Origin of the sequence: Actinophytocola sp. (assembly GCF_009379765.1) — a bacterium.
Taxonomy (GTDB): Bacteria; Actinomycetota; Actinomycetes; order Mycobacteriales; family Pseudonocardiaceae; genus Actinophytocola.
The window spans coordinates 1-12,560 of sequence record NZ_WHTD01000219.1; the positions used below are offsets into that span (position 1 = coordinate 1).

Genomic DNA, 12,560 nt, shown 5'->3' on the forward strand with positions numbered 1-12,560 from the left:
TCCAGCGCCCCCCTGCTCGGCACCGCGGCACTGCTGACGGCCGCACCGCTGGCCCTGGCCACCGGCGTGCTGATCTTCACCGGCATCGAGACGTCCGGGAGACCGCTGCCCGAACAGCACTCCCCAGAAACAGCGCGGCTGTCGTAACTGACCGGAAGGCCGGCGGGGCGGTCTTCGCGTCGTACTGCGCCTCGATCTCCTCGCCGGGATGGTCCCCGCCCAACTGCGCACCGACGTCGCCGTCAGTGCCTGCCCGACCCTCGCACTGCGCCTGGCACGAGCGAGCACACCGGCCGGCGGCCTGGACGGCCAGGTTGAGCTTCAGGACGTTGACGCCTGGCTCGCCGAGGACGCCGAGGCCGCTGCCGTCGGTGCTGTCCTCGACGAGGGCGCGGACCTGCTCCTCGGTCAGGCCGGTCACCCTGGCCACCCGCGGGACCTGCAGCTGGGCGTAGGCCGGGCTGATGTCCGGGTCGAGGCCCGACCCCGACGCGGTGACCGCGTCCGCGGGCACCTGGGACGGGTCCACGCCTTCACGCTCGGCGACGAGGTCCTTGCGCTCCTTGATGGTCGCGACGAGGTCCCCGTCGAACGCGCCCTTGTTCGAGCCGGCGGAGATCGACGGGTCGGCCGGGCCGAGGATGTCGGCCGAGCCGTCGCCGTCGAGGTCCTGGGCCACCGCCGAGGGCCGGTTGTGGAACCACGGGTCGTGGTTCGGATCCTTGGCGACCGGGGTCGATGCCGATCAGGTCCGAGCCGACCAGCTGACCGTCCACTGTGACCGCGGAGCCCTCGGCGTTCGCCCGCAGGCCGGGGATGCGGCTCACGACCCACACACCGAGCGGGTACGGCACTCCGGTGAGCACGGTCAGCACCCGTAGCACCGCGACCGTCTCGTGCTCGGGTCCACCGGCACCGGGCAGTCCTCGTGACCACGGCGCGATCGTCTTGCTGGGTCAGAAATCTGGACAGGCACGACGGTTCGCCGCTAAGATGTATTGAAACGTTTCAAATCTGTCCTTGCTAGCTGTCGTGCGCCCAACGGAGGGAATGCGATGAGCCATGGTGTGAATCGGCGACTTTTCTTGCAAGGCGCGACGCTTGGCGCGGGGGCGCTGGCGGTATCCACCGAAGCGGCCGCCGATCCGGATCGACCGGGCCGGCGCGCGACGGTCGGGGTGGCGCGGACGAGCGTCGAGTACGCGGAGACGTTGCTGGGCACGGACGTGACTCTCCCTCGGCTGTCCTGGGTGCTCGCCTCGACGGTGAACGGCGCCCGGCAGACCGCCTACCAGGTGCGGGTCCACGGGACGTGGGACTCCGGCAAGGTGCGGTCGGACCGGCCCCTCGGCATCCCGTACGGCGGGCCGTCCCTTCGCCCGCACACTCGCTATGCGTGGCAGGTGCGGGTCTGGGACGAGCGGGACCGGGTGTCGGAGTGGAGCACGGCCAAGTGGTGGGAGACCGCATTCCTGGGCACGCCGTGGCAGGCGCGGTGGATCGGCGCCGCCCCGGCGGAGCAGCCGCCCGGCTTCGACGGCACGTCGTGGATCTGGTCACCGGGCTCCACCTCGACCGATGCCCCGGCCGGTCCGCGCTGGTTCCGCGCGGCACTCGACCTTCCCGCCGGCATCGAGGTGAGCCGCGCCGAGCTCGTCGCCACCGCCGACGACGACTTCACCCTGCACCTCGGCGGCCAGGAGGTGCTGCACGCGCAGGAACAGACGGACGGGTGGAAGGTCGGCCGGTTCGCCGACGTCACCGCCGCGGTGCGGGCCGCGGGCAGCCGGGTCGTGCTCGCCGCGCTGGCGACCAACCGGGGCAACGTGGCGATCAACCCGGGCGGCCTGCTCGTCCGGCTGGTGGTCGAGCTCGCCGACGGGCAGCGACGCGAGCTGGTCACCGGCACCGGCTGGCGAGTCACGGACACCGAGCAGACCGGTTGGCCGCAACCGGGGTTCGACGACAGCGGCTGGCCGGCCGCGGTCGTGCTCGCGCCGTACGGCCAGGGACCGTGGGGCAGCAACGTCAGCGTGCCGGTCGAGAGCCCGGCACCGGTGCTGCGCCGGCGGTTCACGCTCGGCAAGCCGGTCTCGGCCGCGCGCCTCCACATCAGCGGTCTGGCCTACTACGAGGCGGCGGTCAACGGGCGGCGGGTCGGCTCCCAGGTGCTCGACCCGGGCTTCACCGACTACGAGGAGACCGTGCTCTACGCGACCCATGACATCGGTCGCCTGGTCGTCCCGGGAACGAACGTGATCACCGTGGCATTGGGCCGCGGCTTCTACGGCATGACGACGCCGAACGCCTGGGGCTGGAACCAGGCGTCCTGGCACGGTGAGCCGAGGCTGCTCGCCCAGCTGCGGCTCGACCACCCCGACGGGTCGCGGACCACGATCGGCTCGGCCGCGGACTGGGAGCTGGCCGACGGTCCGATCGGGTCGAACTCCTTGTACGCCGGGGAAACCCACGACGCCCGAGTTGTGCCGGGCGACTGGCGCCCGGCGCAGGTCCTCGACGCTCCACAAGGGACACTACGGGCCCAGCCGCACGAGCCCATCGAGATCGTCGAGACGGTGCGGCCGGTGGCGATCACCGAGCGCCTGCCCGGGGTGTACGTCGCCGACATGGGACGCACGATGGCCGGCTGGACCAAGCTGACCGTGCGGGCGCCCGCCGGCACCGTCATCCGGCTGCAGCACGGCGAGAAGCTCAGGGCGGACGGCAGCGTGCAGGGCGACAACGGGCTCGTCCCCGGCCGGCACCAGCTCGACGAGTACGTGTGCGCCGGCACCGGAGTCGAGACCTGGGAGCCGAGGTTCACCTACCACGGCTTCCGCTACGTCGAGGTCACCGGCTACCCCACCCGGCCGCGACCCGAGGACCTGCTGGGCCGGGTGGTGCACAGCGAGGTGCCGGAGACCGGCACGTTCCGCTGCTCGGAGCCGTTCTTCGAGCAGCTGGACCGGGCGATGCGGCGCACCGTGCTGAACAACCTGCACGGGATCCCCACCGACACGCCGATGTATGAGAAGAACGGTTGGACCGGCGACGCCCAGCTCGGCGCGCCGGTGATGGCCTACGCGTTCGGCATGCAACGGTTCCTGACGAAATGGATCGGCGACCTCGCGGACAGCCAGATCCCCGACGGCCAGCTGCCGGTGATCGCACCGAGCGGCGGCTGGGGCTATCGCGAGCTCGCGCCGTCGCCGGAGTGGACGACCGTGTACCCGTTCCTCGTTCGGGAGATGTACCGCATCTACGGCGACGACCGGATCGCCGCCGAGCACTGGCAGACCCTGGTTCGCTACCTGGACTGGGAGATCGGCAGGCTGCAGGACGGCCTGGCGATCACCGCGCTCGGCGACTGGCTGCCGCCCGGCTACGGCGGGAACCCGCCGGAGGACACCAGGCTCACCGCGACCGCGTACCTGCACCGGGCGCTGCTCGCCACCGCGGAGCTCGGGGACCTGTTGGGCCACAACGACGTCGCCGCCCGGTACCGCGCCGTCGCGGACACCTGTCGCGACGCGCTCAACGCGACGTTCCTCGCGGGCGACCGGTACCGCTCGGCGCAGGATCCCGACTACCGGCAGACGTCGAACGCGATCCCGCTCATGTTCGGGCTGGTGCCGCCGGGCTCGGTCGACGCGGTGGTGGCCAACCTGGTGGCCGACATCAGGGACCGCGGCAACCATCTCAACACCGGCGCGCTCGGCACCAGCGTGCTGCTGCGGGCGCTGACCGCACACGGGCACGCCGACGTCGCGCACGCGATCGCGACCCAACGGACCTACCCGAGCTGGGGCTACTGGTTCGACAACGGCGCGGACACGATGTGGGAGATGTGGCCGCTCGACTCGCGATCGCGAGATCACTACTTCCTGGGCACGGTCGTCCAGTGGTTGTACGAGAACGTCGCGGGGCTGCGGCCCGGCGACGCGGGCTACCGCCGGTTCGTCGTCCGGCCCGACGCCAGGGTCGGGGTGAGCTGGGCGCAGACCTCGATCCAGACCGTGCGGGGCCGGGCGGCGGTCGGCTGGGCGCTGGTCGGCGCGACCATCCGGCTGACCGTCGAGGTGCCGGTCGGCGCCACCGCGGAGGTCCACGTCCCCACAGCGCCCGGCAACGCGGCGTCCGGCAACGCCGTGGTGGCGCCGCGGGGCGCGGAGCTCGTCCGCGCCGAGCCAGGCTTCACGGTCTACGAGGTCTCTTGTGGACGGTGGCGGTTCACCGGCGGGCCGCGCTGACGCGCGCGGACCAGCCCTCACCCTGATCGGCGAGGACTGGGTCCGCGGGCTTCCTACAGCGGCGGGTACGCGTTCTGGACCAGCTCGGAGAACTGGGCCTGGAACCAGTGGCCGGACAGCGGTGCGTCCGGCAGCGCGCCCGACGGGTTGTTGCCGTTGCGCGGGTTGCCCTGATAGGCCGGGTCGCACATCTCGTCGAATCCCTTGCCCTCGTCGTTCGGGATCTCCTCGCTCGCGCCGTCGGACTCGCCGGGCGGCTTCACCCATACGAGCGCGTCGATGCCCGGCTCCGGCGACGCGGTCGGCCGCTCGCCGATGCCGGCACCGGACTGGTTGCACCAGTTGCCGAGGTGGATCCGGCGGTCGATGCGAGACTCCTCGACGTAGGTGTTCGGGTCGGTCGACGAGCTAGGGCCGTCGGGCCGGTTCGCGCCGCCCCACCCGTTGCGGGAGGTGTCGATCAGCATGCTGATGCGGTGCCCGAACCGCTGGGAGAAGAGGTCGCCGTAGGCCTTCGCGTAGGAGACCTCGTCGACGTAGCGGTTCCAGTCGACCCACTTGGCCGCCTCGCGGACCGGGCGGCCGCCGATCACGGTGTTCGCGTCGAAGTGCTCCTCGTGCAGGACGCCGTAGTTGGCGACGTTGGAGATGAAGCCGTGCACGTCGTCCGGGGAGGCGCCGTTGTTGTTCACGACCTGGCTCATCACGAGGTCGGCGAACGGCTGGAAGTTGTCGTCCCAGCCGAGCCAGCCGTGATGGCCGATGTCGATGTAGTTGTAGACGTTGGGCAGCGCGCCGAGCCGGCCGAGCGCGTAGCCGACCCCCTTCTGGTAGTTGCCGTTGGCCTTCATGGTGTTGCAGTTGTCGGTCTGCGTCGGGCGCGGCGAGACGTTGGTGATCAGGTTCGGCAGCGAGTCGATCTCGACGACCGTCACGATCCGCAGCGCGGCGTACGCCGGGTCGGCGAGGATGTCGACGATCGGGTCGACGTACTCGCTCTGGTACCGGCCGATCGCGTCCGCCGGAAGCTCGCCGTTGGACGCGAGCGCGGCGCAGTCGCGGCCGGGCAGGTTGTAGATCACGAGCTGGAACAGGTCCGCGCCCTGCGCGAGTGCCTCGTCAAGGTGCGCGCGCAGGCCCATGGCGTCGGCCGTGCCGGTGACCGCCTGGATGCGGTCCATCCAGACGAACGTCGGCTGGTCGGCGACCGCCGCGCCGCCGCCCGTGGTGGCCTTCGCCGCCCAGTCCGGGTTCACATAGACCTGCGCGCCGGCGTAGGGATTGTCCACGCGCATCGGCGTGACGTCCGCGGCGGCGGCCGTACCCACCCCCAGCAGCCCGGCGACCAGCGAGACCGTCGTGGCCGCGACCAGCACCCGACCCGGTCGCGTCCGAGAGCGTCTACTGTGGACCTTCAGTTTCATGGTTCCTCCTTCGTTGGGTGATCGGGGTCAGCCGGCCAGCGCGTCGTGGAGTGCCTGGTACGCCGGCTTCGCCTGGTAGTTCTCGGTGTAGGGCAGCGCGGCGCCCTGGCCGGGGAAGGTGTCGGGCACCCAGGAGTACCGGTCGGTGAAGCCCCACACGGTCAACCCGGTGCAACGGGCGACGGCCAGGCAGGCGTCGATCACGTTGCGGTAGTAGGTGGACTGGGTGGCGAGCTTGCCGGCGTCGGCGGGCAGCTGCATGCGGACGTCCAGCTCGGTGATCCGCACGTCCACCCCGAGGTCGGCGAACCGCTGGATGTTCTGCCGCAGGTCGTTCGGGAACCCGTACTGGATCGCGAGGTGGCCCTGGATGCCGACGCAGTCGATGGGCACGCCCTGCCCGCGCAACCGGCTGACCAGGTTGTACAGCGCCGTGCTCTTGCTGTTGATCCCCTCGACGTTGTAGTCGTTGATGCACAGCTTCGCGCTCGGGTCGGCGGCGCGGGCGTACCGGAACGCGTCGGCGACGTAGCTCTCGCCGAGTCGCTGGTACCAGAACGAGCTCCGCATGCCGCCGTTGTCGTCGAACACCTCGTTGACCACGTCCCAGGTCGCGATCCGGCCGGCGTAGCGGCCGACGACCGTGCCGATGTGGTTGCCCATCGCGTCGCGCATGGCGGTCGCGTCGAGGCCCTGCACCCAGCCCGGGGTCTGGCTGTGCCACACCAGGGTGTGACCGTGCACGGTCTGGCCGTTCGCCTGGGCCGAGGCCGTGATCTGGTCGGCGGCGGTGAAGGTGAACTGCCCGGGGGACGGCTCGGTGGCGTCCCACTTCATGGCGTTCTCGGCCGTCACCGCGTTGAACTCGCGGTTGAGTGTGTCCCGGTAGGACGGTTCACCGGCGAGCGGGCCGGTGGCCACGGCGGTGCCGATGAGGAAGTCCCTGGCGGACGCGTGGTCGCGCAACGGCTGTGACGGCACTTCGGCGGTGACGGGGCCCGCGGCCAGCGTCACGGACGTGCCCACCGCGAGGACCGCGGCCATAGCCAGGCGTGCGGGGGAGGTCATGGCTACCACTTCCTTGTGGGAGTCGCGCTTGTTCCTACTGCTGGGCCGGCTCCTCGCCCCAGATCGGCGTGCCGCCGGCGTGGAGGGTCATGTGCTCGACGGTCACCGGGGTCGCGCCGGGTGTCGTCGCGACGTCCTGATAGGACCAGTCGTCGGTCGGGTCCCAGGAGCCCGAGCTGGTGATCCGGAACTGGATCTCCCTGCGGTGCTCGGCCTGCCCGGCCGGCGCGATCTCGGTGTTGCCGCAGTCGACCGTGACGTAGTAGACGGCACCGGCGTGCTGGGTCGGCCCGCTGGGCGGCATGCACTGGTTGTAGTGCGCGGTAATCGTGAGCTGACTCGGCGTCGTGTCGCCGTCGAGGGTGAGGTAGTAGCGGAAGGACCCGTCGTCGACCGGCCACCCGGACCGGTTGACCACATAGGTCTTGATCTCGGTGTAGTTCGGGCCGGCCGAGTTGACCGCGGCCTGGAGGAAGATCTCCGGTCCGTCCGGCTGCTCCGCCACCGGGAAGCCGGTGAGCGGCTCGCCGCCGTACTCCAGGTACATCCTGGCCAGTGCTCCGGTGAAGGCGGCGTTGTAGTCGGTCGCGACCTCGTTCATTACGTAGTCGGTGCGGTCGTCGACGTACTGGTCGTCCGGCTGCGGCGGGCCACCGACCAGCGCGCCGTACAGGACGTGCCGGTTGTCCTGCGGCGACTGGATGCTGTTGGACCACGAGCCGTGCGCGGTGCGGTGGTGGGGGTTGCGGGGCGGGTTCTGGCCGAACCCGACCACGAAGGACGCGCCCCGCGGGTTGTCGCCGAGCGCGTAGTCGATCTGCCTGGCGGCGAAGTCGTGGTAGCGCTGTTTGCGGGTCGCGTCGGTGGTCCAGTCGCTGTACACCAGCGCGACGAACGCCGTGTTGGCGGCGTAGCGCAGGGAGCCCCACCGGTCGAGGACCGCCTGGCCGCCTGGCGAGTACGGCACGCGCTGGCCGTCGACGCCGACCGTCCAGTAGTCCAGCCAGCGGTCGGCGTCGGTGACGTACCTCGCGTCGCCGGTGAGCATGGCGAGCAGGACGTACGCCCCGTAGGACTTGTCGTCCCAGGCGATGGTCCACTTGTACGAGCGGTACCCGGTGCCGGGCTCCTGGCCCAGGTTGTCGTACTCGGCCTCGGCCTTGGTCAGGTAGGACCCGTCACCGGTCGCGCGGTAGAGCCAGGTGGCGCCCCACACCAGCTCGTCGGTGTAGCCACTCCACGAGTTGTAGTAGCCGCTCGCGTCGGTGATGCAGTCGGAGTACTTGCCGCGCACCGTGTCGGCGAACGTGTAGAGCTGCCGCGCGTGGGTCAGCAGCGTGTCGGCGTAGCCGGGGTCGGTCCGGCGGAACACCATCGAGCTGGCGGCCATCGCCGCCGCCGTCTCACCGGCGAGGTCGGAGCCGCCGCAGGACGCGTCGATCCGGTAGGCGGGCCTGGCCATCGGCATCACCTCGGCCGGTCCCCACCACGCGTGGTCCGTGCCGCCGTTGCCGACCTGTCCATACAGGACGTTCGGGGCGGGATGCGCCGTGATGAAGTAGTCGTTGACCCATCGCAGGTTGCTCCTCAGCTCGTCGAGCCGGCCCGCGGCGGCGTAGGCGTCGCGGTACTCCACCGCACCCCAGGCGAGCATCGTGGCCGAGGCGGCCATCGGGAAGCCGAACTTCACGTGGTCCCCGGCGTCGTACCAGCCGCCGGTCAGGTCGAGGCCGACGTCCGCCCCGTCGGACAGCCCGGAGTCGCCGCGCCAGCTGACCCGGTTCCACCCCGGCACCGGGCCGGACTGCTGGGCCTCGTAGAACCAGAGCGACTTCTGCAGTGCCTCGGCGTAGTTGAACCCCGCCTGCGCGGTAGCCGCGCCCGGCACGGCCACGACCGCTCCGGCGGCCAGCGACACAGCCGTGATGATCGTCCGCACGCGCATCTCGAGGTCCCTTCTGGACGACTGAGCGGAGGCTCGGGCGGGGCCGGCGGCGCGGGACTGCCGGCCCCACCCGAGGCATCAGGGGAAGAGCAGGCCGTAGTCGGCCATCGCCATCGCGATGTCCGCCTGCGCCCAGAACCGGTGGTACCGGAACGACGGCGCAGGCCCCGTGCCGTTGACGTACGCCTCGACCTGCGGGTAGTCGGGATCGTCGGCGTACCACGAACGCAGCGACGTGAAGGTCGCGCCGCTCTCGATCCGGTCGCCGTTGGGCATGGTGCCGGTCCACCCGGGCGGGACGTAGACCTCGTCGCCGAAGCGGCTGTAGTCCGCGCGCGTCTCCTCGACCGAGATGCCAAGGCCGTCCTGGTTGTTCGGCGCCCACATGGCGTCGAGCAGGTCGCCGGCCATGTCCCGCGCCGCCGTGTCGCCCGACTCCGCCGCGTAGTACATGAGGGTCCTGGCCAGCGCCGAGGTCACCCCCAGGTCCTGGTTGCGGCTGGTGACGGTGACGTGCAGGCCGGAGTTGCCGCCGGGGTTGCCCGGGTCCCACGTGTCCGGTTGGCCCGACCAGCCAAGCTCGGCCGGGACCTGCCACGTACCGCCGGCGGCGTCCACCGTGGTGTTGTCCATCGCCCAGGCGACCCACTTGTCCAGCAACGCTTCGGCCGTGGCGTCGCCGGTTGCGTAGTACAGCTCCGCGACCCGCTGCATCGACCAGGCCTGCATGCCGAACCACCGGTTGCTCGGCGGGTCGTGGTAGACCGGCTGCCAGTCGTAGTACATGCCGTAGAAGGTCGCCGCGCCGGCCGGCGGCTGTTCGTACCGGCCGTTCCAGCTGTTCGTCGCGCCGCCCGCGATCGCGCCCTCGGCGGACTGCAGCCAGCGGTAGAACTCCAGCTGCCGGCCGAGACTGGTGTCCCAGTCAGCGACGGCACTCGGCGACCTCGGCTTCAGCTGGTCCACAGTGGACAGCGCCAACGCGGCCATCGGGTTCTGGTAGCCGAAGTGCGACGGGCTGGAGCCGATCCGCCAGGCCCAGGCCCCGTCCGTGCCGCCGCCCCACGCGTAGTACCAGGACATCAGGTAATGCGCGCTGTCCTTGCCGGTGCCGCCGGGGCAGGTGTCCGGACCGACGCAGTCGCCGATCTGCTTGAAGTACTTGTCGTACATCGAGTACCGCAGGTAGTCGCCCATCCGTGCGGCCTTGGTGACCGTGTCGGAGATCTGCGACTGGTTGCCCTGCTTGGTGGCCCAGGTCAGCGCCCAGTAGGCGGCCTGGACGGCCCGCGCGTCGGCGTCCGGTGCGTTGGTGTAACGCCATTGCTGCGCGTACTGCTGGTCGCCGACGAACAGGTCGACGTACCCGTTCTGTCCACCGTGGACGAACCGGTCGCATGACGGGTGCGGCACGGTCTCCCAGGTCGACTCCTCCGGACCGCGCTGGAAGGTGTTGATGTAGGACGGGCTGCTCGTGCCGTCGCCGCACTGGCCGTAGCCGTACCGGTTGTCCACGTCGAGCAGCCAGTGCATGCCGTAGACGTCCGGTGTGCCGTAGGTGCTGCGCAGCTCGCCGGCGATCGGGTCCTGGCCGACGGGCACGTCGACGTCCAGCTGGCTCGGGTACTGGTTCGGGGTGTCGTGCTCCGGGGCGTAGGTCGCGGGCGACGCCGGGTTGTACGCGGAGTTGCCCGGCTGCTCGGCCGCCGACGGGATGATGTGCTCCTCCATCGACGCCCACGCCTCGTTGAACGGCCCCCAGTCCTCGGTGACCCGGCCGTACTGGGCCTCCAGCCAGATCCAGTAGCTGAACGCCTCCGAGGTCGTCACGTGCCCGTAGTCGGGTGCCTCGACGATCAGCGTCTCCACCGAGTGGTAGGGCACGGGCGGGTCGTGGTCGCTGAAGTAGCCGTTCGCCGGATCCTTGATCTTCTCGTAGAGCTCGAGGAACCGGTCGACCGACGCCGCGTCGACGGCGGTGGCGATGCTCGGTGCGGCCGGCAGCGGCGCGGCCACGACGGGTGCGGTGATCGAGAGCGAGCAGAGCGCGGCCAGTGTTGGGAGCGCTCCCAAAGCTAGTTTTCGTCGTCTCATCAGTGCTCCAGGCGAGTTCGAAGGACGCGAATCACGCATGCCTCGAAATGCCGGGCATGCCGATCAAGGGTGAAGTCCGGGAGCGCTCCCACAGCAGGTAAACAAATTGTTAGCAGCTGATCACAGTTGGTGTCAACGCCTCACGGCCAATAAGCGACCGAATCTTCCCAGCTCCGAAAGTTTCGAACGCCACGGCGGCACCGTTGACTATTGACATCTGCCTGTACCCTCGATTTGGGAGCGCTCCCACATTGCACTCAACGAGGAGGACAATGTGAAGACGACACGTAAGGCCGCGGTCCTCAGTGGGATCGTCGGCCTCACCGCCACGTTCCTGGTGGTGCTGCCCGCGCCGTCGGCGATGGCGCACGGCGGCCTGACCTACCCGGCCACCAGGACCTATGCCTGCTACGTCGACGGGCTCGAGGGCGGCAACGGCGGCGATCTCGAGCCGACCAACCCAGCCTGCGCGGACGCCGTGGCGCAGGGCGGAAAGCAGCCGCTGTGGGACTGGTTCGGCAACCTGCTGCCGGACATCGGCGACCAGTGGCAGAGCCTCCCGGACGGCACCCTGTGCGGCCCGTCGGACAAGTACGCGGCCTACCGGATGGCACGCACGGACTGGCCGACGACCGAGGTGTCGGCCGGTGCCGAGGTCACCATGCGGTACAACGCGTGGGCCCGGCATCCCGGGACGTGGTACCAGTTCATCACCAGGGACGGGTGGGATCCGAGCAGGCCGCTCAGCTGGAGTGACCTCGAGTTCTGGCACCAGGTGACCGACCCGCCGGTCAACGGAAGCGGACCGCACGGCCCCGAGTACACCTGGCCGGCGACCATGCCGAACAAGACCGGGCGGCACATCATCTACTCGGTCTGGGCGCGCTCGGACAGCCCCGAGGGCTTCTTCAACTGCGCCGACGTGGTCTTCACCGAGTAGCCGGCCGGCAGCCGGCCGCGACGCTCCGCGGCCGGCTCGCCGGGTACCTCTAACCCGTGAACGTGACATCACTGCAGAAGTAGTACGACTGGTCCATGTGGCTGGCCTGCCAGATCGTGTAGACGATGTGGCGGCCCGTCCGCGACCCGGCGTCCACGGCGATCGTCGTGTCGTTCGCGGGCGCGGTCGGGCCGACCTCCCGCTCCAGCTCGAGGTTCGACCAGCCCAGCGGCTGAGTACGCGGGTCGAAGCCCTGCCTGGTGATGTAGACCAGGTAGTAGTCCGCGCCGTGCAGCGCCTGGTCGTAGACGTTCACCGTGAAGTTCCGCGGCCGCTCGACGGCGGCCCAGTCGCCGACCGTGTCGAGTGCCGCGTACCGACCCCCCTGGGTCCGGCCCGCGCTGCACAGCTGCCCGTCGGGGATCGCCGCCTGGTGGTTGCCGGCGACCCCCTCCCGGTACAGCCCGTTCCAGTTCCACATGGCGTTCGGGTCGGCCTGCCATGCCTGCCAGCACATCGGGTCCTCGGTGGCCATGTCGGGATTCTGGAAGTCGTCGCCCCACCGCTGCCAGCAGCCGTAGTTGCGCGACGGGGGGTCCGTGGCCGAACCATGCGCGCCGGCGGAGCCGGCCATTCCGACCAGCAGCAGGGCGGTGGCCGACAGCACGGCCAGGGCACGATATCCGATGGACATGACTTTGGGTGTAGTTCGTCTGGAGTGAGGCGTGCTGGTCTGTGACCTGTGAGTTTCCGGCCCTGATCATGAAGGAGGGCTCCTTCTCGCTACGTTCTCAGGTGCTTACGCCAAGGACGTGGTCAAAGAAGGAGCCCGGGTGCCA

The 12,560-nt window shown here is 70.2% G+C and carries 7 protein-coding genes and 1 pseudogene; 2 read left to right on the forward strand and 6 right to left on the reverse strand.

What is annotated here, in order from left to right:
• Nucleotides 1-295 precede the first annotated feature (295 nt).
• Nucleotides 296-923: pseudogene (locus GEV28_RS39145) on the reverse strand (potassium-transporting ATPase subunit C); the annotation flags it as partial.
• Between the two features lie 144 nt (nucleotides 924-1,067).
• On the opposite strand from GEV28_RS39145, the gene GEV28_RS39150 reads away from it, so the two are divergent.
• On the forward strand, nucleotides 1,068-4,250 hold the full coding sequence (locus GEV28_RS39150) for an alpha-L-rhamnosidase (protein ID WP_291418897.1): 3,183 nt from the start codon (nucleotides 1,068-1,070) through the stop codon (nucleotides 4,248-4,250).
• Nucleotides 4,251-4,303: 53 nt separating this feature from the next.
• Here GEV28_RS39150 and GEV28_RS39155 read toward each other — a convergent pair whose 3' ends face one another.
• The 4 genes from GEV28_RS39155 to GEV28_RS39170 form a co-directional block, all read right to left on the reverse strand.
• On the reverse strand, nucleotides 4,304-5,626 hold the full coding sequence (locus GEV28_RS39155; RefSeq protein WP_291418900.1) for a glycoside hydrolase family 6 protein: 1,323 nt from the start codon (nucleotides 5,624-5,626) through the stop codon (nucleotides 4,304-4,306).
• Nucleotides 5,627-5,701: 75 nt separating this feature from the next.
• Nucleotides 5,702-6,742: an endo-1,4-beta-xylanase gene (locus GEV28_RS39160; protein ID WP_291418902.1), complete on the reverse strand. Its 1,041-nt coding sequence runs from the start codon at nucleotides 6,740-6,742 to the stop codon at nucleotides 5,702-5,704.
• 34 nt (nucleotides 6,743-6,776) lie between these two features.
• Nucleotides 6,777-8,687, reverse strand: coding sequence for a glycoside hydrolase family 9 protein (locus tag GEV28_RS39165; RefSeq protein WP_291418904.1), 1,911 nt, complete (start codon nucleotides 8,685-8,687; stop codon nucleotides 6,777-6,779).
• A 78-nt stretch (nucleotides 8,688-8,765) separates the two neighbouring features.
• Nucleotides 8,766-10,781 carry a glycoside hydrolase family 48 protein gene (locus tag GEV28_RS39170; RefSeq protein WP_291418906.1) on the reverse strand — a complete coding sequence of 672 codons (2,016 nt, stop codon included), beginning with the start codon at nucleotides 10,779-10,781 and terminating at the stop codon, nucleotides 8,766-8,768.
• A gap of 274 nt (nucleotides 10,782-11,055) precedes the next feature.
• On the opposite strand from GEV28_RS39170, the gene GEV28_RS39175 reads away from it, so the two are divergent.
• Complete coding sequence (locus tag GEV28_RS39175; protein WP_291418908.1) at nucleotides 11,056-11,721, forward strand: lytic polysaccharide monooxygenase; 666 nt, start codon at nucleotides 11,056-11,058, stop codon at nucleotides 11,719-11,721.
• A 49-nt stretch (nucleotides 11,722-11,770) separates the two neighbouring features.
• On the opposite strand, the gene GEV28_RS39180 is transcribed toward GEV28_RS39175, so the two are convergent.
• Nucleotides 11,771-12,415 (reverse strand): lytic polysaccharide monooxygenase, encoded by a 645-nt coding sequence (locus GEV28_RS39180; protein ID WP_291418910.1) that lies wholly within the window; start codon nucleotides 12,413-12,415, stop codon nucleotides 11,771-11,773.
• Nucleotides 12,416-12,560: the final 145 nt, after the last annotated feature.

Coding starts and splice junctions, on each gene's coding strand:
- GEV28_RS39170 (WP_291418906.1), bottom strand. CDS start 10,781: ATGAGACGACGAAAACTAGCTTTGGGAGCGCTCCCAACACTGGCCGCG.
- GEV28_RS39165 (WP_291418904.1), bottom strand. CDS start 8,687: ATGCGCGTGCGGACGATCATCACGGCTGTGTCGCTGGCCGCCGGAGCG.
- GEV28_RS39160 (WP_291418902.1), bottom strand. CDS start 6,742: ATGACCTCCCCCGCACGCCTGGCTATGGCCGCGGTCCTCGCGGTGGGC.
- GEV28_RS39180 (WP_291418910.1), bottom strand. CDS start 12,415: ATGTCCATCGGATATCGTGCCCTGGCCGTGCTGTCGGCCACCGCCCTG.